The organism is Herpetosiphonaceae bacterium (assembly GCA_036374795.1).
Taxonomy (GTDB): Bacteria; Chloroflexota; Chloroflexia; order Chloroflexales; family Kallotenuaceae; genus LB3-1.
Map to the genome: position 1 here is coordinate 13,640 of DASUTC010000048.1, position 24,047 is coordinate 37,686.

20 protein-coding genes are annotated in these 24,047 nt (G+C 63.5%); 10 read left to right on the forward strand and 10 right to left on the reverse strand.

The window, feature by feature from the left end; genetic code table 11:
• Positions 1–111: 111 nt before the first annotated feature.
• From VFZ66_02865 to VFZ66_02875, 3 genes are read right to left on the reverse strand one after another with little or no spacing between them, the layout of a single operon-like run.
• Positions 112–1,311, reverse strand: a complete 1,200-nt coding sequence (locus VFZ66_02865) for a GNAT family N-acetyltransferase (protein ID HEX6288099.1) — start codon at positions 1,309–1,311, stop codon at positions 112–114.
• A 3-nt stretch (positions 1,312–1,314) separates the two neighbouring features.
• Positions 1,315–1,878 (reverse strand): hypothetical protein, encoded by a 564-nt coding sequence (locus VFZ66_02870; GenBank protein ID HEX6288100.1) that lies wholly within the window; start codon positions 1,876–1,878, stop codon positions 1,315–1,317.
• A 2-nt stretch (positions 1,879–1,880) separates the two neighbouring features.
• Positions 1,881–2,768, reverse strand: a complete 888-nt coding sequence (locus tag VFZ66_02875) for an ABC transporter ATP-binding protein (GenBank protein ID HEX6288101.1) — start codon at positions 2,766–2,768, stop codon at positions 1,881–1,883.
• A 987-nt stretch (positions 2,769–3,755) separates the two neighbouring features.
• On the opposite strand from VFZ66_02875, the gene VFZ66_02880 reads away from it, so the two are divergent.
• Together VFZ66_02880 and VFZ66_02885 are read left to right on the forward strand one after the other, a co-directional pair.
• Positions 3,756–4,328 (forward strand): sigma-70 family RNA polymerase sigma factor, encoded by a 573-nt coding sequence (locus VFZ66_02880; protein ID HEX6288102.1) that lies wholly within the window; start codon positions 3,756–3,758, stop codon positions 4,326–4,328.
• Positions 4,329–4,344: 16 nt separating this feature from the next.
• The gene (locus tag VFZ66_02885; GenBank protein ID HEX6288103.1) at positions 4,345–5,625 is read left to right on the forward strand and encodes a DUF5667 domain-containing protein; all 1,281 of its coding nucleotides are present in this window, start codon (positions 4,345–4,347) and stop codon (positions 5,623–5,625) included.
• Positions 5,626–5,683: 58 nt separating this feature from the next.
• Here the strand turns inward: VFZ66_02885 and VFZ66_02890 are convergent, their stop codons facing one another.
• On the reverse strand, positions 5,684–7,339 hold the full coding sequence (locus VFZ66_02890) for an NAD(P)/FAD-dependent oxidoreductase (GenBank protein ID HEX6288104.1): 1,656 nt from the start codon (positions 7,337–7,339) through the stop codon (positions 5,684–5,686).
• A gap of 110 nt (positions 7,340–7,449) precedes the next feature.
• Positions 7,450–9,696, reverse strand: a complete 2,247-nt coding sequence (locus VFZ66_02895; GenBank protein ID HEX6288105.1) for a family 10 glycosylhydrolase — start codon at positions 9,694–9,696, stop codon at positions 7,450–7,452.
• 253 nt (positions 9,697–9,949) lie between these two features.
• On the opposite strand from VFZ66_02895, the gene VFZ66_02900 reads away from it, so the two are divergent.
• From VFZ66_02900 to VFZ66_02925, 6 genes are all read left to right on the forward strand, one after another.
• Positions 9,950–10,627, forward strand: a complete 678-nt coding sequence (locus VFZ66_02900; protein ID HEX6288106.1) for an MSMEG_4193 family putative phosphomutase — start codon at positions 9,950–9,952, stop codon at positions 10,625–10,627.
• Between the two features lie 452 nt (positions 10,628–11,079).
• Entirely contained in the window at positions 11,080–11,619 is a 540-nt protein-coding gene (locus VFZ66_02905) for a DUF3090 domain-containing protein (GenBank protein ID HEX6288107.1), read from the forward strand.
• A gap of 24 nt (positions 11,620–11,643) precedes the next feature.
• Positions 11,644–12,414 carry an SCO1664 family protein gene (locus VFZ66_02910; GenBank protein ID HEX6288108.1) on the forward strand — a complete coding sequence of 257 codons (771 nt, stop codon included), beginning with the start codon at positions 11,644–11,646 and terminating at the stop codon, positions 12,412–12,414.
• Positions 12,415–12,610: 196 nt separating this feature from the next.
• Positions 12,611–13,990 carry an MFS transporter gene (locus VFZ66_02915; GenBank protein HEX6288109.1) on the forward strand — a complete coding sequence of 460 codons (1,380 nt, stop codon included), beginning with the start codon at positions 12,611–12,613 and terminating at the stop codon, positions 13,988–13,990.
• Between the two features lie 146 nt (positions 13,991–14,136).
• Positions 14,137–14,946, forward strand: coding sequence for a hypothetical protein (locus tag VFZ66_02920; GenBank protein HEX6288110.1), 810 nt, complete (start codon positions 14,137–14,139; stop codon positions 14,944–14,946).
• 137 nt (positions 14,947–15,083) lie between these two features.
• Positions 15,084–16,526 (forward strand): VanW family protein, encoded by a 1,443-nt coding sequence (locus VFZ66_02925; GenBank protein HEX6288111.1) that lies wholly within the window; start codon positions 15,084–15,086, stop codon positions 16,524–16,526.
• Between the two features lie 127 nt (positions 16,527–16,653).
• Here the strand turns inward: VFZ66_02925 and VFZ66_02930 are convergent, their stop codons facing one another.
• The 3 genes from VFZ66_02930 to VFZ66_02940 form a co-directional block, all read right to left on the reverse strand.
• On the reverse strand, positions 16,654–17,010 hold the full coding sequence (locus VFZ66_02930; GenBank protein ID HEX6288112.1) for a hypothetical protein: 357 nt from the start codon (positions 17,008–17,010) through the stop codon (positions 16,654–16,656).
• Positions 17,011–17,091: 81 nt separating this feature from the next.
• Positions 17,092–18,381, reverse strand: coding sequence for a phosphopyruvate hydratase (eno, locus tag VFZ66_02935; protein HEX6288113.1), 1,290 nt, complete (start codon positions 18,379–18,381; stop codon positions 17,092–17,094).
• A gap of 55 nt (positions 18,382–18,436) precedes the next feature.
• Entirely contained in the window at positions 18,437–19,852 is a 1,416-nt protein-coding gene (locus tag VFZ66_02940) for a S41 family peptidase (GenBank protein HEX6288114.1), read from the reverse strand.
• Positions 19,853–19,938: 86 nt separating this feature from the next.
• On the opposite strand from VFZ66_02940, the gene VFZ66_02945 reads away from it, so the two are divergent.
• Positions 19,939–20,508, forward strand: coding sequence for a DUF4126 domain-containing protein (locus VFZ66_02945; protein ID HEX6288115.1), 570 nt, complete (start codon positions 19,939–19,941; stop codon positions 20,506–20,508).
• A 172-nt stretch (positions 20,509–20,680) separates the two neighbouring features.
• Here VFZ66_02945 and VFZ66_02950 read toward each other — a convergent pair whose 3' ends face one another.
• Together VFZ66_02950 and VFZ66_02955 are read right to left on the reverse strand one after the other, a co-directional pair.
• The gene (locus VFZ66_02950; protein HEX6288116.1) at positions 20,681–21,757 is read right to left on the reverse strand and encodes a M20/M25/M40 family metallo-hydrolase; all 1,077 of its coding nucleotides are present in this window, start codon (positions 21,755–21,757) and stop codon (positions 20,681–20,683) included.
• 44 nt (positions 21,758–21,801) lie between these two features.
• Entirely contained in the window at positions 21,802–23,613 is a 1,812-nt protein-coding gene (locus VFZ66_02955) for a penicillin-binding transpeptidase domain-containing protein (GenBank protein HEX6288117.1), read from the reverse strand.
• A gap of 204 nt (positions 23,614–23,817) precedes the next feature.
• Between VFZ66_02955 and VFZ66_02960 the strand changes: the two genes are divergently transcribed.
• Positions 23,818–24,047: Rrf2 family transcriptional regulator (locus tag VFZ66_02960; GenBank protein HEX6288118.1), on the forward strand; the 230-nt coding region annotated here is incomplete at its 3' end.

Genomic DNA, 24,047 nt, shown 5'->3' on the forward strand with positions numbered 1-24,047 from the left:
CAACATTACGAGTTTCAAGTTCCAAGTTTCGAGTTCCAAGTTCCAAGTTTCAAGCTTCGAGCTATTCCCTTGTTCCTTTATTCCTTTGTTCTCCGTCGACCTGGCAGCACCCTAGCTAAAGTACGCCGCAAACGACCAGTGCGGATAGTCTTCGGGAAACAGCACCTCGATCAGCCGCTGCGCCTCGCTGCCATAGACGAACACGCCCGACAGACCAAGCAGATCCCCGATCGGTTGGTAGCCTGCAATCAGCGGGCCGAGCGCGTGGAACGGCAGCGTGACCACGTTCGGCGGAGTGCCCTCCACCAGCTCCACCCGCCCATGATCGGCATGCAGCGTTGCCCGCCCAACCGGCGACTCCAGCCGCACGTCGCTGCGACGCGCGGCGAACTCGGAGCGTGCCACGCGCCGCTGTAGCTCAGGCAGGATCGCCTGGAGCAGCGCAGGCAGGTCCAGCACGCGCACCATGCCAGCGCCCCCACCTGATCCGACGCACACATGCGCGCCGCGCCTGAAGGCTAACCGGCTCCAACGATTATCGGGTGTTGCCGTAGCTCGGATCTCGGTGACACCGCGCTCACGCGCCAGGTAGAGCAGCCGGTCGAAGAGCGCCTGCGCCGCGCCGCCGTCCATCGCCGCGATCTCGCCGACATGCAGGCGCTCCGCCTCTGCCGTAATCCGCGCATAGCCCCGGATCACACCAGCCGGATCGATCGCCACCTCGATCGTCGTGTTGGACTTGTAAGGCCGCCACTCCCACGGCTGATCGGAGCGAACCTCGGCCAGCGTTGTCGCTGCGGTTTCGGCGTTGTAGACCTGCATCAGCGCAGGCACATCGGCGGGCGTGTAGGATCGCAGCGTGTAGGCTTTATCGCCAAACGGCTGGAGGCTGGCCGGAATGTGAACGGTGTAGCTTTTGATCCCTGGCGCGTAGCCGTAGCGCGGATAGAGCCAGGTGTGCCCCCACAGCATCGACAGGTGAAAGCCGTGGGTCCGTGCCCAATCGAGCGCATCGCGCATCAGCGCCGAGCCGACTCCGGTGTTCTGATGAGCCTGCGCGGTAGCCAGCGGCGCGACGATCGCGCAGCGCACCTGAGCCGTCCCGATATGTACCAGCCGATCGATCAGGCCGATCATGCCGACGATCTGCCCGTCGCGCTCGAAAACACGCAGATGTTCGGGATGAAAGCGAGGATCTTCCCGCACCGTCGCGGCGGTGATGACCCAGGCTTCATCGCCGGGCTCGAAGGTCTGCCTCACCAGCTCGATGATCTGATCGTACTCTGCGGGACGCGCCGGACGAATGCTCATGCGCTACCTCACCTCTGCAAGACCAAGCCGCGACAGCTCACGCTTGAGCGGCTCGACCGTATTCACAATGAGCGGGATCGAGTCCCATCCATTGGGATTACTCCGAAAAAGCACCTGTGTCGTGTGAATATTTTTGCCGCCGAGCAGCAGCCGGAGCTGCTTCGTGGGCGCAAAGCCGCCATAGATATGCAGGCGTACCGGCTCTGCGTAGGTCATCTCCACCAGCAGGCCATTGCGCTCGACAACCTTCCAGGTTTCATCGGAGAAGCCAAGCGCCGCGTGCCGATAGCCCTGCTGGATCGTCTCGTTGAAGGCGGCGGCGATCGGCGCGAACGCTGGATTGCTTGGGTCTAGCTCCGTGCGCTGCCCGCGATCAACGATCGCGATCTGCCGGGGCTGCGCGTCGAACGACGATCGAAACCACAGCCAGTCGTCCGAGATCAGCGCCGCGTAGAGATAGTAGAATAAGACAATCCCAAGCGCGAGGATCGCGATCAGGCTGAGAAGATTGCCCAGACTAAAGCGGTTCTGAGGCTGCGTCGTGGATCGCTTGGCTGCGCGCGCCATCGCTAGTCTTCCTCTTCAATATCATCGTCGAGCGACCGACCGGTCAGCGCCAGGAACACGTCTTCCATCGTGGTCTGCCCGTTGCGTCCGTTTCGCGCGCCGACCATCTGCTTGAGGCCGTTGGGCGTATCCAGCGCCACAATCCGCCCGCCGTTGATGATCGCGATCCGGTCGCACAGCCGATCGGCCTCATCCATATCGTGCGTCGTCAGAAACACGGTGGTGCCGTGCTCTTTACGCATCCGCTGGATAAACACCTGCACATCCTTCTTGGAGCGCGGGTCCAGGCCGGTGGTCGGCTCGTCGAGCAGCAGCAGCAGCGGCGAGGTCAGCAGGCCGCGCGCAATCGCCACCTTCTGCTGCATCCCCCGCGACATATGCTCCAGCGGCTCGACGAAGCGTTTTTCGCTCAGTCCAAGCTCCTGCAAGATCCGCAGCGCCTCGCGCCGGGCCTGAGCAGGCGGCAGCCCATACAGACGCGCGCCGTACATCAGGTTCTCGGCTGCGCTGAGCTTCTTGAAGAAGGATGCCTCGACGGATACGCGGTTGATCAGCCGCTTCACCGCTTTCTCATCGGCCTGGACATCGTGCCCGAAGACCGTAATGCGGCCAGCGTCGGGGATCAGCAGCGTCGAGATCAGCCGGATCAACGTCGATTTACCGGAGCCGTTCGCGCCCAGCAGCCCAAAAATCTCACCCTGGCGGACGCCGAGGCTAATATGATCCACCGCTTTAACCGGCTCTTTGGCTGGTTGCCTGGCCCAGGGTAGTCGCGGCTTCTCGTCGCCGAAATATTTGACAACATCGTCAATCACCAGGGCCAGCGCATGAGCATCGACGTACGTCGAACGGGGTGCTTCATATGGGGCGTCAACGAGTGCAGCATTCATGAGCAAAACCTCCTCGCCTATTCTCCGGCGACGCAATATATCTAGTGTAGATGTCGGCCTCTGCTGAGACATCCGGCAAAGGCGAAACAGAAGATCGGTCTTTTGTCCAGGCAGGGTCGTCCCCGCCCATCGTCAACGGCATCGTGATCGGCATTCGGCGCATGATGACCTCCTTACGGTTCGGGCGAAGCTAGCGCCGCAGCAAGCGGGCCAGCTTTGCCCAGAACGAACTCAGCCGCGAACGGTTTGGCCGTGCGGGACGATCTAGGCGTCCGTTTGGTTCTAGGATCAGCATACGGTCCTCCTGCTCAAAACAATGCCCTCAGGCTCTACGCATCAGTCTATCAGTCGATTGTGACAGCTACATTCACAGGCCTTCCACAAACAGATCGCCGTGGGTGGGTACCCACGGCGATCGATATAAACTAATCGACCGTGGGCTTTTCTTGGAGCCCACGGTCGGAAACTATTGGTATGTGATGCTAGCGCATCATACTCTAAGTCTCCGTCCTATGGGCACACTGCTCCCCTGGACACCAGCGAAAACGGGCGCGCAGGTGCGCATACGGAATCCCTGCGCGCAGATCGGGGCTGCGAAGGACACAGCACGGCTAACAGCAGAGCTGATGCCGCTGAGAAGCCAGGTGGTAATATGTCGCATCATGATGTTCATCATTGCTTCAGTTCCGTTATTATGGGTTGCACATCTGGCAGTGTATCCTTCCAACTCGATTGCAAGCAGGAGCCTATACTTCAGGCCGCAGCCAGCATAGCATAGCCGCTCGTGCCGTGTCAAGGGGTTAATCGACGAATTTGCTGGCGATTTTGTACCTGTGTCTCCGTATTGGCTCTTTCCTTGCAGTGCCCAACACGGTACACTAGAGACATTGAGCTACCTGATTGACGTGCAAGCGACCAAATATATAGCTTTTTTATAAAGCGCGTATCTTTTTCCGCCGTGGAGCGGTTAGACAGTTGAGGGTGTGCATGGAGCTTCCATCGGACGCGGACATCGTGTCCTTGGTACGCGGCGCACAATCGCACGATCCCCTTGCGTTTGATCGGCTATATGAACATTTTGCTGATCCGTTGTACCGCTATTTTTATTATCGCTCCGGCGATCAGTATGTCGCCGAGGAGCTGGTCAGCGAAGTATTTCTGCGAATGGTCGAAGCGATTGTACAATTCCGCCTACCGGAGCGCGCCCAGGCACGCGCGTTCAGCGGCTGGGTTTTTCGGATCGCCTACACCCGCCTGGTCGATTACTATCGGCAGCAGAAGCGCCAATCGGTTGAGCTGGATGAGTCGATCGCCGCACCCTTTTCCGCCGACGAGGTCGTCGACCGCTCTTTGGAGCACGAAGAGCTACGCGCGGCCATCCGGCAGCTGACGCCCGAACAGCAGCAGGTGGTGCTGCTGCGGTTTGTGGAGCGGCTTAGCACCGAAGAAGTAGCGACCATTACGGGCCAGACGATTGGAGCCGTCAAAGCGATGCAGCATCGGGCGCTCAATGCGATGGCAAAGATGTTAGGAACTCCACGCAACACCCGCGAAGCGTAGAGGCAGCGATGGTATTATGATGCAGAATTGGCGACTCACAGAGCGGCTTGATACGATCTTAGATCGATCGATCGACCGGCTGGACGAGGACACTCCAGAAGACATCGTACACGACTACCCACAGTCGGCCAATCAGCTTGCTCCGATGCTCCACGTGGCGGATGCCCTGCGCGAGCTGGGGCGTGTCAAGATGCGACGCGCCGCGAAAGAGGTCGGTCGAGCACGGCTGCGGCAAGCAGTTCTGGCCCGGCAGCAGCGGCGGAGCGGCTGGTTCGGTGTGCCAGGCGGGCTGCGCATGGCGGCCTGGGCAGTGCTGTTCCTGGTTGTTTGCATTGGTTCGTTATCGAGTATAACCGTTGTATCAGCACAAGCCCTACCGAACGAGCCGCTGTATGGCTGGAAGCGCACCAGCGAGCGAATCTGGCTGAGCATCCAGTCGAATCCTGAGCGCAAGATCGCGGTTTCGCTCGCCCTGGCGGATCGGCGCGTGGAAGAAATACGTCAGCTCCATCGACGATCGGGGTCGGTGAGCCGGGATGTGATTGTTCAGCTTCGGGCCGACTATATACGAACGCTCGAACTGATCGCCGCACTCCCAAACGACCAGGCGAAGCCGCTGCTTGAGCAGGCCCACGCGCTTAGCGCGCAGCACGAGCAGGAGCTGATGGCGCTGGCCGAGCAGGCGACCGGCTCGCAGCAGCAGATGATCTTATCTGCGGTGCAGGCCAGCCAATGGGTACAGAGCGCGACACCTGATGGTCCCGTCGTGCCGCCCACACCGATTCCCGCCGAGCCGAGTATGGGAGCGCCGCCGACGACGATCGAGCCGGGATCGCCGGATGCGGCACCGAAGCTGCCACGGCCCAGCCCGAAGAACCCGCCGACGAGCGCGCCGATCGAGCCACCGGCGGCTGTCGCTCCGGGGGAACCGGCGGCACCCAAGCCGACGCAAGCGCCCGCGCCGCCCGCGCAGCCGGGGACCGATAGCCCACCGGCGGCACCCAAGCCGACGCAAGCGCCCGCGCCGCCCGCGCAGCCGGGAACCGATAGCCCGCCGGCAGCGCCACAGCCGACCGATGTGCCAGAGCCGCCCAAGACACAGCCGACCGACGCGCCGGTGCCGACGCAGCCCGGCCCACCGGATAACCCACCTGGGCAGGGCAATCCGCAGCCTCCGGGTCCGCCCAGCACGCCACCCGGCCAGGGCTATCCCCCGCCGGGATCGCCAAACGAACCGCCGGGCAACCCTCAGCCGGGGCCGCCCGACGACCCGCCGGGGAAGGGCAAAGACAAGTAGCCTATCAGATTATCGATCCGCCGCTCCTCGATCAAAGGGCGGCGGATCTGCTTTTAGCTCAGCGCTTACGGCGAGCGGCGGCGATCAGCGCGGTACCGGCAGCGCCAACCGCCAGCCCTGCCAGACCCGGCCAGATCCGAGATGGTCGCAGATCGCGGAGGACGACGCCCGCCGTGTTATAGCCCGACGCGGCGAAAACACCGCCGCCGGGATGGGTCGACGCGCCTGTCAGGTACAGCCCGGCGATCTGCGGCACTTTATACGCCGATAGCTCAGGCAGGGGCCGGAAGCAAAACATCTGATCGAAGGACATCTCGACGTGCATCACGTTGCCGCGCAGCAGCCCCAGCTTACGCTCCAGCTCCAGCGGCGTCTGGATATAGCGATTGGTGATCGCGCCGCGCATATTGGGAGCGTAGCGGTAGACCACCTCCAGCAGCTTGTCGGCCTCCCGCTCGGCGATACGGTCCCAATCTTCGCCGCTGCTCAGCTCGTAGGGATGGTACTGCGCCCATACAAAGAGCGTATGCTTGCCCGGCGGCGCAACATCCGGGTCGATCGCCGAGAAAGTCATGGCGATGGCGGCTGGCGCGCGGGCCGGAATGCCGCGCCGGAAGTCTTCGTAGGCGCGATTGAGATACTCCAGCGAAGGACACAGCAGTTGCAGGCCATGATGGCTGAGATGCGGCTTCCCGCCCGACGGAGCGGCGATATAATCCGGCAGCGCGTCCGCAGCACAGCGGATCGTCATGCCGAAGCCGTTGCCGACGCGAATCCGCTGCACGCGCTGCGCGAGATTGCCCGGCAGCTGGCCCGGACCAACCAGCTTGAGCAGCGTGGTCTGAATATGCGCGTTCGAGACGACGCAGCGCGCGGCGAGTACCTCGCCGCTCTGTAACTCCACGCCCCGCACGTTGCCGCCCTGAACTACGATCCGCTCGACTTCGGCATCCAGCCGCACCTCGCCGCCGTGGTGCTCGAAGCAGCGCTGCATCGCCTGGGTGAGCATGCCGGAGCCGCCGCGCGGATGCTTCGCGCCGCTGCGGTGGAGCATCGCGTGCCAGCCCGCGAAATCAGCCGTACCGATCTCGTCGGGCGGCGGTCCCGACTGTGCGGCCAGCCAGGCCAGCGCCGTGCGCATCGCATCGCTCTCGAACCACTCGGTGATCAACTGCCCGTACGAGGTAAAGATCTTGCGCAGCGTATCGAGCGAGCCGCCCATGCTGCCGTTCTCGGCGCGACTGAACTGGCCGGTCATCATCGTCGCGACAAGGTTGCCGGGCGTTGGCGGCTTCAGAAAGACCTTGAAGACGCCCTCGTTGATCGCGCCCCAGAACTCGACAAAGCGCCGGTACGCTTCGGCATCGCGGGGCGAAACCTTTTCGATCGATGCGCAGGTCTTGTCGAGGTCGCGCCAGAACTCGATCGCGCCGGAGCCGTCGGGCAGCGGAAAGAACGCGAACGGGTCCATATCGATGTATTGGAGGCCGAAGCGCTCCAGCTCAAGGTCGCGGACGACCGGCGTGAGATGAATCATGATATGCGCCGACGAGCCGACATCCATGCGGTAGCCGCCGAACATCGTCTCAGTACAGACCGCGCCGCCGACGATCGGACGACGCTCCAGCACCAGCACGCGCAGACCGGCCTTTTGCAGATAGCAGGCGCAGGTCAGGCCGTTATGTCCACCACCGACCACAATCACATCGTACATGCAGCGCTCCCGGCATCAAAAGCAGACCACCTCTTTTTGATTGTAGTCGAAAAGCAACAGAGCGGGAGGATTCCCGCTCTGTGCCCTGGGCCAGATTGACGACCGACCGCTTACTCCCACGGAGCCGAGCCGTAGCGCCAGCGCCAGTAGTGCTGCCCGACGTTGCCCATCTCGACGCGATACTGCGCCGCGTTGGCGGGCGTGTAGGTCAGGACGCGCCGCTCGTAGACCTGGATCAGCACATCTCTGGGCTGTCCGCCGACGCTGACGCGCGCCCAGTAGGGCTCGGTGATCGGATAGCCCAGCGCAAAGACCCAATCGACCGGCAGCGTCTTGAAGTAGTCGGCGAAGACATTAGGAATGTTATGGCCTAGCTCGTTGTTATAGACCGTGTTGCGCACGCCATAGCGCGTTAGCTCCTGATTGAAGCCCAGCGAGCCATCGCGATTGATCGTCTGGGCGACCGTCGCGCCGACCGCCGGATTTGCGCGCCGATCGCCGTCGAGCGATGCGCGCTCCCGAAACGAGGCGTAGGTTGGGCTGTTCGGATCGTTGGGATCGCCCGCGACGGGCACGCTGGCGGGCGAGCGTGTGACGAACGCGCTATTGCCGATCTGGGCCTTGCCGCTGATCAGCTCTTTCGTCAGCAGGCCGTTGGTGACAAACCAGAGCTGGCTACGATCGCCGTTGGGATTCGTGATCTCCATACGGCTCTTGTCCCAGTACTGGACCAGCCGCTTGCCGCCGGGCGCTTCGGCATAGCGCTCGGTGCCGGTCGCGAACGACGTCGGCCCCCAGGTCCACGAGCGCGCGGCACGATTCTGAGCCACCGACAGATCGGTGCGGTTCCAGAGCGCGCCGAATGCGCTATCCGCGCCTGCTGGCGTCCACTCACCGGCGGGATCGCCCTGTGGGAAGGTCATACGTAGAAACGCCACGCCGCCGGGACTGACCGTAAAGCTCGCGCCGACATCCGCGCCGCTGAGCGGATCGCGCAGCGTCAGGGAGTAGCCGCCGGGCGGCAGATCGACCGCGCCAAAGATGCCGTTTGCATCGGTCGTGGTGTGGCTATCGGGCTGGCCGTTGCCGCTGATCCGAATCGCCGTGTTCTCGGCTGAGGCGCCATTCACCAGCACATGGCCTAAAAGATGCCCGGTCGACGGCTGCGTCTTCCAGCCAAAGACCGGCGCGGGAGCGCTATCGCCCCACAGCTCGGCGCGCAACCGATCGAGAAATCTGTTGCGGTCGCCGATGACGGGAATCGCATACGAGTAGAGCACCGTGCCGATACCCGCGCTCGCGCCACGGCGGATCTGCGCCAGATTTTGATCGGCATTGTTGAGCCAGACGCCCACACCGATCGCCGCCGCGCGCCGCCCATGATTGTCGCGGACATAGTTGACCCAGCTATCGAACCAGGCTTGCTGCTGGCCGCCGTCTTCTTTGTCGTAGACCATCGGCACGACAAAATCGACGTAGCCCGCGTTGAGCCAGCCGTTCCAGTCTTGCAGCGTGCGCTTGAAGGGCGAGCTATTGGCGAAATCGCCGTTCTGCGGCCCCGCGCCCCAGGCAATCGCGGCGACGGAGAGCGCCATGCGCGGCTTGACGGCGTTCAGGTTGAGATAGATACGCTTGACCAGCTTCGTCACCTGATCGCGCCGCCACTGCATCCACTGCGCATCTTCGGGCGCGGGCGTGTCGCTGCGGCCCGTGGCGGCCTGGAAGCGCGCCAGGCTGGTCGGGTTATAGCCAAAGCGCGGGCTGGGATAGCGGATATAGTCGAGGTGCAGGCCATCGAGGTCGTAGCGCCGCGCGAGATGCATCAGCGCGTTGACGGTATACTCCGAGACGGCAGGATGACCGGGGTCAAGAAAATAGCTGCAATCGTTGGGAGCGGCGCACTCGCCCGCGCGACCGTCGACGTCGCGGGTAAACCAGTTATTCCAGCCGGCTTTGTCGGGGCCGTGCTGGTACCACACGTGCGAGCGATTGGGCTGCTGATAGCCGTCCTTCCAGGCCGGCAGCGTGACGGCCCAGGCATGAACCTGCATGTTGCGGGCACGCGCCTGCGCGATCACATCGGCCAGGGCGTCGTAGCCGGGCTGCATATCGGCGGCGATCGGCTCGACGGTATCGCGGAAATAGCTATCGGCGCGGCGGCGGACCTGCACAAAGAGCGCGTTCGCGCCCGCGTGCTGGGCATCGGCGATCAGGCGGCGGGTCTGATCGGGCGTTTTGATCCCTTCGTGAAAGGCATCGACCCAAAAGCCGCGCAGCTGCGGCGTAGCGGCCTGGGTCGAGCGGGCAGGCAGGAGCAGACTAGCCAGGAGGACAAGAAATACCAGGATTCGGGGCACGTACGTCTCCTTCTACAGGCACAGAACGACAGTATCATCGGCAATCGCGCGATCATCACGAGATGATCGCATGGTAGAGCAGCGCAGGAGATTGCACCTGCGCCAATTGTACTCATCGATCTCAGCCAAAAGAATGTGAAGTATATGACAATCGCGTTACGGAGTGGCACAATAGAGCTGAAGGGTCACACGGGCAATCGGCAGGAATTGTGCTATGATTAAAAACTGCATGAGGCCGTAGCAGGAGCAACGAATGACTCAACTTCTTCTAATCCGCCATGCCGTCAACGACGTGATGAAAGCCAAGAAGCTGGCGGGTTGGATGCCCGACGTACATATCAACGAAGAAGGCCGTCAGCAGGCCGAGGCCATCGCCGAGCGGCTGCGCGATCTGCCAATCCGCGCGATCTACAGCTCGCCGCTGGATCGAACGCGCGAAACCGCCGAGCCGCTGGCGCGGGCGCTCAACCTTGAGGTTCAGCTCCGCGATGGATTGGGCGAGGTCCGGTACGGCGAGTGGACCGGCAAGTCGCTGGAAGAGCTCTCCAAGCTCGACGCCTGGAAAGTCGTACAGATCTATCCGAGCGGCATGCGCTTTCCGGGCGGCGAGGCGATCCGCGAAATGCAGGCGCGCATCGTGTCCGAGCTGGAGGCGATCAGCGCCGATCATCCACGCGATATTGTCGCGATCTTCTCGCACGCCGACGTGATCAAGGCCGCGCTTGCTCACTACCTGGGTGTTCATTTAGACTTATTCCAGCGCATCGTGATCAATCCCACGGCGGTAAGCGTCGTGCGGCTCTCGCCGTACGGGCCGCAGGTACTTCGCGTCAACGACGACGGCCCGCTGAAGCTGGAGCCGGAAAAAGAAGCGGTCAAAGAGCAAGTCGGGGGCGTCACCGTCGAAAAAGAAGAGCAACCACCACAATAATGTGTGAATGTCGAATAGCGAATGTCTGCGGGCAACCGCCTCCGACATTCGACATTCCTCATTCGAGGATTTGTCAACGACTGCCAGCTAAAGCAGGCAGCTTGCAGCTACGGGAGATGACCGTGCCACATCCAAACAGCGTTCATGCTCACACTGTTCTGGCGGGAGTTCCACCCGCTGGCCGGTTGACGCCGGTGCGGTCCCAGACGGCGGCCCGTCACGAGCAAGAGATGCCAACCGCAGATCCCAGCATCCAGCGATCACTCACTGCATGCCTGCTCGTGCATGTTCCGGTGCGTGAGGCCGGTTGCCAAACCGGAGGCATCTCCCGCAGGAGCGCCGTTGTCTACGCATCTCTAGTTTACCGCATTCCAATGCGAAATACAAGCCCTGAAAGGAGGGTGCCGCCTTCCCCTGTCGCCTGAACGCGACAGTTCCCTGCGGCCTTTTTTATGGCAGAGTTTCGCTACGATTTCGATCCCGTCGATCGCATTACCACCGGGGCGATCGGACAGCCGGGCAACCGCACCTTTTACCTGCAAGCGCGCCGAGGAACCGAGAGAATCTCGCTGGTCGTAGAGAAGGAGCAGGTCAACGCGCTGGCCGAGGCTGTCGAACAGTTACTAGAAAACCTGACCGAGCGGAATCCGCTGCTCAGCACATCGGAGGATCTGCTGACCTTCCACGATATGTCGCTCGAAGAGCCGATCGAGGAGACATTTCGGGTCGGGCAGCTAGGCCTGGGCTACGACGAATCGCGGGATTTGCTGGTGATTATCGCGCAGGAGCTAGGCAGCGGAGAGGCCGGGGAGGAGATGGATGTCGTCCGGCTCACGATGTCGCGCGAGCAGGCGCGTGCGCTGGCGCGTGAGGGCGCCGAGGTTGTCACCAAAGGCCGCAAGCGCTGCCCGCAGTGTACCGAGCCGATGGACCCAAGCGGGCATTTTTGCATCAAGAAAAACGGGTATCCTACTGTTACATACGACGTTTGATCCACGTTGTCGGGCAGGTTAAGTATGGATGATCAGCCGAGCGAGCGCACAGATGAGCCGCGATCGTCAGCCGCCGTGCCGGTCGAGCGCGTGATCGCGCTGCTGACGCACGGCACGATGGAGATCGAAGGCTTGATGCCGGATTCCAGCAACTACACGTTTCTAGCCAGCATCGCCGACGACGATCTGCAAGGTCTGGCGATCTACAAGCCGCGCCGGGGCGAGCGTCCGCTCTGGGATTTTCCACGGGGCACGCTCTGCCAGCGCGAGGCGGCGGCCTATCTGGTGAGCGAGGCGCTCGGCTGGGCGATCGTGCCGCCGACGGTGCTGCGCGACGCGCCGGAGTACGGCGTCGGCTCGGTGCAGCTTTTCATCGACGCCGATCCGGAGGTCCACTACTTCACCCTGCGCGGCAGCGACCACGATGCCTTCAAGCGCATCGCGGCCTTCGATCTGATCGTCAACAACGCCGACCGCAAGGGCGGTCATATCCTCCAAGACCGCGACGGCCATCTGTGGGGCATCGATCACGGCATCACATTCCACACCGATCCCAAGCTGCGCACGGTGATCTGGGAGTACGCCGGGCAGCCGATCCCGGAGCCGCTGATATCCGACATTCAGCGCCTCGCGCAGCGGGTAGAAACGCCGAACGACGACCTGACAGCCGCGCTGGACGCGCTGCTGGCGCGGGTCGAGCTGGACGCGCTGCGCCGCCGGGTCGAGCGCGTGCTGCGACGAGCGCAGTACCCGGAGCCGACGGGCGGGCGCTCGATGCCCTGGCCGCCGATCTAAGCCCGGTGCTCACCGCCAGATACCAGAAGCGCGTCGTCTGCGACCCGCCTCTTTTGGCTGGGCATATTGGAGCCAACCCGCAGCGCGAGAATCCTATCGCAGGCCAGCCGGGAGCGTGGGCACTGCGGTTGCTGTATGCTCCTCCGATAGCGCGACCGTGTTGCACTGCGTGTGCATGTTACCCAAAGGGACAACGATGGCGACAGCAGCACAGCCGGTTCAGATGCGTCCGAGCCGGGGCATCACCAACATCGACGAGGCGATTGAGCAGATCGGCGTGGGGCGCTTCCAGTGGCGGCTTCTGCTGGTGAACGGCCTGACCTGGGCGGCAGACGCGATGGAGGTCCTGATCGCGGGCTTTGTGCTGCCGGGCGTGATCGCGGTGTTCGGGCTTCAGAATAGCCCGGCGCGGCAGACGCTCTTTCTTTCGGCGACGTTCACCGGCATGTTTATCGGCGCGCTGGTGTGGGGCGCGCTCGCCGATCGCTTTGGGCGGCGCAACGTGTTTCTGCTGACGGTGCTGCTCGACGCGGTGTTTGGCCTGGCCTCGGCGCTCGCGCCCTCGTACGGCCTGCTGGTCGCATTCCGCTTTCTGACCGGCTTCGCCGTGGGCGGGACACTGCCGGTGGACTACTCGCTGCTGGCAGAGTACGTTCCGGCCAAAGATCGCGGGCGCTTCCTGGTCTATCTTGAGAGCTTCTGGGCGCTGGGCACGATCGCGGTGGCGGCGATCTCGTGGTTCATGTTCGCGCGGTTCGTTCCGGCTGAGGCGTGGCGCTGGGTGCTGGGCGCGTCGGCGATACCCGGCCTGATCGGCTACTGGATTCGGCGGCGCGTGCCGGAGTCGCCGCGCTACCTGCTGATCCAGGGCCATCCGACAGAGGCGCGACGGGTGCTGGAGACGATCGCGCGCGAGAACGGCAGGCCAGTCGAGATCGGGGAGCTGGAGCCGATCCAGGGCGCGGCGCGGGTGCCGCTGGCGGCGATCTGGCGCGGAACGCTGGCGCGGCGCACGTTCTTCCTGTCGATCGTCTGGTTCTCGCTGTCGCTGGGCTACTACGGCATCTTCACCTGGCTGCCGCGCTTCTTCCAGGCGCAGGGCTACGCGCTGCTTCCGGCCTATCAAAACACGCTGCTGCTGGCGATCTCGCAGATCCCCGGCTATGTGCTGGCGGCCTACCTGATCGATCGGATCGGGCGGCGACCGACGCTGGCGCTGTATCTGTTTGTGAGCGCGATTGCCAGCTTCTTGTTTGCCGTGGCGACAAGCACGACCGCGATCGTGATCACCAGCAATCTGCTCTCGTTCTCGCTGCTGGGCGCGTGGGGCGCTCTCTACGTCTTCTCGCCGGAGCTGTACCCGACGGATGCCCGCACGACAGGCATGGGCTGGGTCAGCGCGATGGCGCGGCTCGCCAGCATCTTCGCGCCCTCGGTGGGCGGGGCGCTGCTGGGCTACTCGCTGGCGCTGGCGCTGGGCGTGTACGCCGCCTTCTTTATCCTGGGCGGGATCGCGGCGCTGCTGATGGGCACCGAGACGCGCAACCAGCGGCTCGCTGATGTGACCCCTGTGTGATCCTGGTTTTGAGTTTCGAGATGAGGCCCTCACCACGCCGGGTGCCCTTTGGGCATGGCCCCCCGGCCTCGTGGCGCTGTGTTCCCTTGTTCTTCGCTTGGTTCTTGGTTCGTCGTGGGTTACAATAGGCGGCAGAAGGACTGTCTATGAGCGAGACGCTGACCGATCAACTGCTTGACATCTACGACCGGCTGCACCGACATTACGGCCACGAGGCGCACTGGTGGCCGATCTTCACCCAGAACTGGCGCTGGGAGATCGTGCTGGGATCGATCCTGGTGCAGCAAACCCAGTGGGAGCGCGTCGAGCAGGCGATCCAGGCGCTCGACGCGCTGGGCCTCGTCGACGAGCACGCGCTCGCAAACGCGCCGGTCGAGACGATCGTCGAGGCGATCAGGTCGGTCGCCTACTACAATGCCAAAGCGCCGTCGATCAGGCACCTGGCGCAGTACGTCGTCAGACGCTACGGCGGCGATGTTGCCAGGATCTTCGATCGTCCGACCGCCAAAGTGCGCCAGGAATTGCTTGCGCTGCCGCATGTCGGGCCGGAGACAGCCGACACGATGCTGCTCTACGCCGGACACCACGCCAGCTTCGTCGTCGACGCCTACCTGCGCCGGGTTTTTGGCCGCCTGGGCACGCTGCCCGACGTGGCGACGCTGAAGTACGAGGCGCTGCAAGCGCGGTTCGAGGATGCCCTGCCGGACGCTCTGGATCTTTCTGCGTATCCGCATCTGCAAGGCAGCCGCGCGCGATTGTTCTGGGACTTTCACGCGCTGATCGTCGAGCACGGCATTCACCACTGCCTGCTGCGCCGCCCGCGCTGCGACGATTCGAGCGCGCCGCGCCGCGCGTTCACGCAGCCGATCAAGTGCGCCGACCATTGCCCGCCGTGTGACGGCTGCCCGCTGCGCGACGTTTGTACCGCGTATCATGCCTTCGCAGCGTCGAGCTAACGATCATATCCTATCTACACATAGTCCTTTATCAGGTGTGTATCAGGTCATTCCGGCTAGGGCCGGGGTTGACGTGACCCCTAACTCAACTATAATTTCTGAAAGACTCTTAACCCTGATGTGAAGAGAGGCCACCTGTGTCCCACCGTACTTACCGCACGCTGCTCCTTGCGCTAGCCCTGCTGCTGGCTGCGGGAACGTTCGGCAGCGTTGTTCCTCGCGCTGCCGCCGCGCCAGCTTCGCCAGCCGATTCCGGCCCGTTCCGCTACTTCAAGGAAACCGGCCACAACATCGGCACCCGCATCAAGGCGTTCTACGAACAGAACGGCGGCATTCCAATCTTTGGCCTGCCGCTGACCGAGGTCGTCCGCGAGGGCAACCTCGAAGTGCAGTATTTCGAGCGCGCCCGCTTTGAGCTGCATCCTGAGTTCGAGCCAGCCTTCTATGTGTCGATCACGCAGCTTGGTCGGTCGCTGATCGAGGGCCGCACCGAGCCAGCGTTTGCGCCGCAGCTCGCCGAGAACGACGCGAACACGACCTACTTCCCGCAGACCGGCCACAGCATCCGCTTTGGCTTCCGCGCCTTCTGGCTCAAAAACGGCGGCCTGCCGATCTTCGGCTATCCGCTGTCCGAGGAGTTCACGGAGGTCAGCCCCGACGACGGTAAAGAATATACCGTGCAGTACTTCGAGCGGATCAAGCTTGAGTATCATCCCGAAGATCCGCAGAGCCAGATCAAGCTTTCCCGGCTGGGCGCGCAGGCGCTCGATCGCTCAGGGCTGCCCGAGTCGGTGCGGCGTCCCGTTCCGGCGATCTCGCTGCTGAGCACGGCGACCACCGGCTACTTCGGCTCGATCGCGGAGCGCGTCAACAACATCGCGCGCGGCGCTGCCCGCATGAACGGGCTGATCATCGCGCCGGGCGCGACCTTCTCGTTCAACAACGCGCTCGGCTCAGCGGGCACGGAGGACGGCTTTGTCGAGGGCTATGCGATCGTCAACGGCCAGCTCGAAAAAGTGACCGGCGGCGGTATCTGCCAGATCTCGACCACGATGTACCGCGCGGTGTTCAACGCGGGCCTCGATATTGTCGATCGGCGGCCACACTCGTATGTGATCAACTTCTACGAGAACATCGACGGCTTCGACGCGACGGTCTTCGCGCCCTACGTCGATTTCAAGTGGCGCAACGACACGGGCGGCCCGATCTACATGATGGCCGCGACCAATCCCAAGGCTGCGACCGTGACCTTCTGGTTGTACGGCTTCAACGATGGGCGCAAAACCCAGATGGTCGGACCATTCTCGAAGAACGTCAAGAGGCAGGGCATCGCCAACTGGCAGTACGATCCGTCGCTCAAGCGCGGCCAGGTGATCCAGCTTGTCCACGGACGGCCCGGCAAGGATGTTGAGATGCAGCGCATCGTGACGGCGGCGAACGGCAAGATCCTGCACAAGGATAACCTGTCGAGCAAGTATCGCCCGTGGGAAGACTTCTATGCCTACGGTCCCGGCGTAACGCCTCCCAAGGGCGTGAACATCATTCCGGCCAAGACCAAGGCGAAAGCGCCGTCGCGGTAGGCGGGGAACGAACAGAGAACAAAGAACAAGGCAAAACCTTGAACTTTGAACTCGGAACGTTGAGCTTTGAACTTCGCCCGCCCCTAGACCAACCGCCGTCTCGTTTTCGAGCGGCGGTTGGTCGTGCCTACTTGCGGCGGCGTCCGTGCCCGTTCCCCTGGTCGGGCGGACGCGGATCGCGGCGGGGCGGCTGCGACGATCCGCCGGAACGCTGCTCAGAGCCGCCCGCGCCGAGCCGCCGCAGCTCGTCGAGGCGCTGGCGAATAAAGCTGCTCTCGCGGTCGAGCATCATCTCGGTCGCGGCGGCAATGTCGGCTTTGCGCACGTCTTGCAGCGCGAGAAAGAGCAGCCGCGCCGACGCGCCAAAGATGCGATAGGCCGCGTAGCCGCGCGGCCCCAGGCGCGCTTCGAGCGTCTCGCCCTCGGCCAGCCCGATCACCTCGACATCGTTTTCGGGATGAGACAGATCGACGGTGATTAACATGAGACGACTCCTTTCCTCGTACGCGGACAAGGGGCACGGCAGGCCGTACCCCTCGCGGATCACACAGGCAGGCCGTTGGGACTAGCCACGGCGCACGTTGTAGAACGCGCTCATCCCGGCGTACTTCGCGGCATCGCCCAGCTCCTCCTCGATGCGCAGCAGTTGATTGTACTTCGCCACGCGGTCGGTGCGGGCGGGAGCGCCAGTCTTGATCTGGCCTGCGTTGGTCGCCACCACCAGATCGGCGATCGTCACATCCTCAGTCTCGCCTGAGCGATGCGAGATGATCGCGGTAAAGCCCGCGCGCTGCGCCGTCGAGATCGCGTCGAGCGTCTCCGTCAGCGAGCCGATCTGATTCAGCTTGATCAGAATCGAGTTAGCGGTGCGCTCGGTAATGCCGCGCCGCAGGCGCTCCACGTTCGTCACAAACAGGTCATCACCGACAAGCTGCACGCGGTCGCCGATGCGCTCGCGCAGCATATTCCAGTGCTGCCAGTCGTCCTCGGCCAGTGCGTCCTCGATCGAGATGATCGGATACTTCTCGACCAGCTTGACCCAGTAGTCGACCATCTCCTCGCCGGAGAGGGTGCGGCCCTCGCGCGCCAGGTTGTACGAGCCGTTCTCGTACAGCTCGGTGACAGCCGGGTCCATCGCCAGCATGATCTGCTCGCCGGGCCGGTAGCCAGCCTTCTGGATCGCCTCCATGATCACCTCAAGCGGTGCCTCGTTCGTGGGCAGCGACGGCGCGAATCCGCCCTCATCGCCGACCGTCGTCGAGAGCTTGCGGTCGTGGAGCACGCCCTTGAGCGCGGCGTAGATCTCGGTGCCCCAGCGCAGCCCCTCGGCAAACGAGGATGCCCCGACCGGCATGACCATAAACTCCTGAAAATCGGCGCTATTATCGGCGTGCTTGCCGCCGTTCAAGATATTCATCATCGGCACCGGCAGCGTATGGCCGAAGACGCCGCCCAGGTAGCGGTAGAGCGGAATATCCAGCGAGGCCGCCGCCGCCTTCGCCACCGCCAGCGACACGCCCAGGATCGCGTTCGCGCCGAGCTTACCCTTGTTGTTCGAGCCGTCCAGATCGATCAGGATCTTGTCGATGCCGACCTGATCGAGCGCGTTCAGCCCGATCAGCTCCTCGGCGATCGTGCGGTTGACGTTCTCGACCGCTTTCAGCGTGCCCTTGCCGCCGTAGCGACTTTTATCGCCGTCGCGCAGCTCTACCGCCTCGTGCGCGCCCGTGGACGCGCCGGACGGAACGACCGCCCTTCCGATCGAGCCGTCGTCCAGGCGCACATCGACCTCGACCGTGGGATTGCCACGGCTATCCAGCACCTCACGTCCGATGACCTCTGCAATCATTGACATCTCAATCCTCCTTCAGCACGCCGCCGCGCCGATCGACTCCATGCCGCGCCGCGGCCTATTGATCTCCTGCCCTGGCCTGCTCAATCATCTGAATCGCCTCGACGATATGCGGGTCGCGCGCCTCGCTAAAGCGCATCCAGTCCACGCCGATCGAGCGATCCGGCAGCACGCCCCGGCCTTCAAGATTCGAGCCGTCTTGAAGCCTGAACCCCTCCTGCGCGACCCACAGCCGCGAGCCGTCGTCAAAATCGTAGGCATAGATCGTCTCGGTGTTGCCTGCCGTGTTGACGCCGACTACGCTCGCGCCGCGCTGCGCCTGAAGCACGGCGGCGAAGATCTCGGCGTAGCTTTCCGTCTCGCGATCGACCAGCACCACCAGCGGCAGATCCTTGAGCGATGGAGACAGCTCGCTCGGCGTGATCGTCAGCGGGTAGCTCTCCTCCTGGCTATAGAACGCCCCGACCTCACCAGCGACAAAGTGCGATAGCAGCCCTTCCAGCACGCTGCGCCAGCCGCCGCCATTGCCGCGCACATCGACGATCAGGCCATCCAGATGCCCTTCGTCGGCCACAAGCCGCTGCACACCGACCCGCACACGATCGGCCATATCGTGCGCCCAGAACGACTGGACCAGCACATAGCCGACGCGCGTCTCCGGCAGGCGATAGGCTTCGGGCACATACTGCGCCAGCACCGGACGCCGCTCAAGCGTCAGCGTCCGCGCCTCGCCGCCGGGCGTGTACACCTCCAGTTCGACGCGCGTATTCGCCGGGCCGCCGATCTCCGGCAGCGCGCCATCGCCCGCGACCGGCTGCCCATCGACGGCGACGATCATATCACGACGCTTCATGCCAGCGTTCGCCGCCGAACTATTCGGAAAGACCGTCGTCACCAGCAGGCCGTCGTCGTACTCCACCGTCAAGATCCCAACGCCGACATAGGCATCGGTGCCGGAGGCTATCGCCCGCTGCGTGAACGCGGTCTGCGGATCTTCAAAGCGCGAGTGCTCGTCGCGCAGCTCGTCGATCATCTCCGATAGGGTAGCATAAAATTCGGCGGGCGCTGCGGCCTCAAGCGCGCGCGACTCATACCTCGCCTTGATCTCGACCCAGTTGACGCCGCCAAAGTCGGCGTACAGATAATGATCGGCGACCGTCTGCCAGACCTCATCGAACAGCTCGGAGCGGCGAGTCCGATCCAGCGCGGGCAGCGTCGGCGTGGGCACCGGCGTCAACTGCGACGGATCGATCGTCGGTGTGGCCGTGGGCGTTGGCACGTCCGGCGTTGGGCTGACGGCAACCGAAGTCGGCGTCTCGGCTGGCAGGGGCGTGTCGGTCGGCGTGGACGTGGGAGCGGCGAGCGGCGACGGCGCGAGCGTGGCGGTGGCGGTCGGCTGCGGCAGCGAGACGACAACCTGCGGTGGTGGCGTGCAGCCTGCTAAGACAACCAGCAGCAGCGCCAGCCAGCGCAACCGAGGATAGCCTCGGCGCGTAGAAGAAGGCAAATCAGATTGGCCGATCGATAGCTGTTCGGACATCGTACGCAAGGACTTTCTGCATGGATGCACTGTTGAACGTTTTTAGCGCGTTCGGTTTATCGAGCGCCGCCGGACTAAACGCCTACATCCCCCTGCTGGCCGTGGGCCTGATGGGCCGCTTCGAGTACCTGACACTGCAAGAGCCGTACTCGATCTTAACTTCAACACCCGCACTGGTTATTGTAGCGCTTCTGGCGCTGATCGATTTTGTGGCCGACAAGGTGCCTGCCATCGACCACGCCGCGCATGTCGTCGGCGCGTTCGTCCACCCGATCGCCGGAGCGATTGTCTTCGCCGGTCAGCAAAACCTGATCACCGATATTCACCCGGCGATTGCGCTGGGCGCGGGCTTTGTGATGGCTGGCGGCCTTCATGCCACGCGCGCCGCGATCCGCCCGGTGGCGACGGCGACGACCGCAGGCATGGGCAATCCGGTCGTCTCGTTCGCCGAAGACGTGCTCTCGCTGGTGATGAGCCTGCTGGCGATCTTCATTCCGATCCTGGCCTTCGTCCTCTTTGTGCTGCTGCTCTTCCTCGTCGTCCGCTCCTGGCGCACCATCCGCCGCCGCGTTGGCGCGATCCGGCGCTGAAGAGCAAAGAACACCGAGAACCCAATCCCCGCTCCTATCTTAATGGGAGAGGGGTGCTGAGCGCAGCGAAGCGGGGTGAGGGCCTGAACGCGAAACTCAGAAGGTTGAAGCTGAGATGAAAAAGGCACGGTTGCAACCCGTGCCTTTCGCTCTGCCTCGACGATTCTCAGACCTACGCTTCCAGCAGCGCAAAGACCAGCCGCGCGCACTTTTCGAGATCGGCGATGGCGATATGCTCGTTGGTCGAATGAATCTCCTTGTAGCCGACGCTCAGATTGACCGCCTCGATCCCGTGCATGTTGAAGATATTGACATCCGAGCCGCCGCCCGTCTCAATCAGGTAGGGCTTCAGGCCGCTGCGCTCGGCGGCAGCCCGGCACAACTGCACGATCGGCGCTTCGGGCGAGATCTTCTGCGCGCCATAGGCCCGGAACTCCTGAAAATCCACCTTCGCACCGTGCCGCTGCGCCGCCGCCTCGAACGCCTGGCGCATCGCCGCCGTCTGCCGATCCAGCTTAGCCTCGTCGCGGCTGCGCGCCTCGCCGACGATCTTTACCTGCTCCGGCACGATGTTGCGCGCCGCGCCGCCGCTGATCGTCCCGATGTTGGCGGTCGTCTCGGCGTCGATCCGGCCCAGCGGCATGCGGCTGATCGCCTCGGCAGCCACGACGATCGCGCTCACACCTGTCTCAGGCGCGACGCCAGCGTGTGCAGCTTTGCCGGTGATCGTCACCGTGAGCTGGGAGTGCGCCGGAGCGGCGACACAGATACCGCCGACCTCGCCGTTCAGATCGAGCGCCACGCCCTGCCGAGCCGTCAGCTTGCCGAAGTCGAGCGAGCGCGCGCCGTTCAAGCCTACCTCTTCCTCGACCGAGAAGACGATCTCGGCGGCTCGATGCGGCTCATTGCTCTCCATGCGCGCCGAAACCCCTTCGAGGATCGCCGTGACACCGGCCAGATCGTCCGCGCCCAGCACGGTATCGCCGCTGCTGCGCACGGTATCGCCGTCCACAACCGGACACTTCCCGACCGCCGGAGCGACGCTGTCCATGTGCGCGCTCAGCAGCAGCGGCTGGCCCTGGCCGGGCACCCGCGCGATCACGTTGCCTTTCGCGTCTTGCTCAGGCTGCAAGCCGCGCTCGCGCAGCATACCGACGATCGTCTGGGCCATCGCCTGTTCTTGACCGGAGGGGTTATCCACTCGAACCAGCGTCAAAAAGGTATCGAGCAATCGGTCGGAGTTGATCATGAATACGAACCTTTCATACGCCTAGCAAGCAGTTCGATTGCTTGTTAGCCCAGAATTTCAAACGCCGCCTTGAGGATCTCACCGACGGCAGCAGCGCCGACGCCAGCGCCGTCACGACCGTTTTCGATCTGGACATAGACGACATAGCGCGGCTCGTCGACCGGCGCGACCGCCAGAAACGCGGCGTGAATGATGTTGTTGCCGGCCTCGCCGGAGCCGGACTTGCCGCCGCTGCCGTTGACATTCGCCGCCTTGCCGAAGCCGATCGTCACGCCCTCGCGCATCATCTGCCGCATCTGGCGCGCCACCTCGGTCGAGATCACCCGCCGCGAGTTCAGCAGATTGGTCGGCGGGCGATGCTGGTAGATGACCTCGCGCGAGTCCTCCGGATCGGTGACATTTTCGACGATGTAGGGCTGCGGCATCACGCCGTCGTTGGCGATCGTCGCGCCCATCAGCGCCATCTGCATCGGCGTCAGCAGCAGCTCGCCCTGGCCGTATGCGCTGGCCGCTAATCCGCCGAGCCTGCTCAGGAAATCGGGATCTTGCGGCGATGTCAGCAGACTTGGCTCGGTCGGCAGATCGGTGAAATCGCTGCTCTGGTCGGGCGCGTTCTGCGGCATGTAGAAGTGGAAGCGCTCCGCCAGCTCGATAAACTTCTCGGTGCCGAGACGCACGCCAAGCTGGGCAAAGGCCGTGTTGCACGAGAAGGCATACACGCCCGACAGATCGACCTGGCGCTTGGTGCCCTGGCGAATGATCGACTCCAGCGATGGCTGCTCAGGGCGATTCGGCGGCCCCACGGCGTTGACCACCGGCGGCTCGTACTCGACGGGCCGATACTCGTTGGGACAGTCGATCGGCTTGGGATTGCGCAGGATCTCAGGATTTTCGAGCGCGCCGATCGCCGTCAGCGTCTTGAAGGTCGAGCCGGGCACGTACTGGCCGCGCAGCGGACGATTGATCAGCGGGCGATTTTCGTTGGCGTTGATCTCGGTCCAGGCCGCCTCGATGCGCTGGTTCTCCTCCTCGTCGGTGCCCGCCGGGTTGAGCGTCAGGCTTTGCGGATCGAAGCCGGGCGTGCTCGCCAGCGCCAGCACCGCGCCGCTGCGCGGGTCCATCACCACCGCAGAGCTAGGCTTGCCCTGGCCGACCTGATTCAGAATATTCCAGACGCGAGACTGGAGCTGCGCGTCGATCGTCAGCCGCAGATTGTTGCCGACCTGCGCGCGGTTGTAGAGATCGTTCTCCAGGGAGCGCAGCGCCTGGCCGCGCTCGCCGCTCAGGTAGCCATCCCACTGCTTCTCGATGCCGAACTGACCATAGCGCGATGAGGAAAAGCCCAGGATGTTGGAGAAGGCGCGAATATCGGCCTGCTGCGCGATCGGATAGGTCCGATGGGCCAGGCCGTTGGGCGCGCGCTCGCTGCCGGCCAGCACGGTATTGTTGCGATCGACGATCATGCCGCGCTGCACGCGCAGCGAGCGGATCACCGGACGGCTATTGCCGAAGACCGTGCCATCGTCTAGCGTCTCGGAGCGATTGTAGATGCTCTGGGCGTAGATAAACTCCGTGCGCAGCAGTTGCAGCGTCAGCACCACAAACAAGATCGAGAAGACCAGCGACAGGTTGAGCAGGCCGGGCCGCACGCTGACGCGCGAGCTGATCGATTGCAGCGCCGGGAGCGAGGCCCAGGCGGCAAGGCCCAGCAGGAACGCACCGCCCCACAGCAGCGCAATCCAGCGCCGGTCGTCGACGAGCGGCACCAGATACGGCTGATACGACTGGGGCAGCAGCCCATAGATCAGCAGGCCGAGGCCGCCAAAAAGACCGATGATTCGTAAAAGAGCGCGCATAATGTGTCGTTTTCGAGCGGCAGTATGCGGGATACTGCCCGCTCGCGTAGAATCCGTATGATCTGGCATTATACCCCAGGGCACGACCTGGGCCAACTGGCCGCGCAGGGTTGCCGCTCAGGACGCGGCGTGCTACTATGCCCTCAGCACCGCACATCGTGTGCAGCACTAGAGCAATCCTTGCATGCATTCCGTCAGGGTATTATGCGAATTTCAAGTAAAGGCGATTACGGACTACGCGCGCTGTTCGATCTGGCGCTGCATTACGGACAAGGCCCCGTGCGCAGCCGCGAGATTGCCGAGCGCCAGGCGATCGATGAGCATTACCTGAATCAACTGCTGATTCAGCTACGTCGCGCCAGTCTGGTGCAGAGCTTACGCGGGCCGCAGGGCGGGCATCTGCTGGCACGAGCGCCGGGCGAGATCACGTTGCT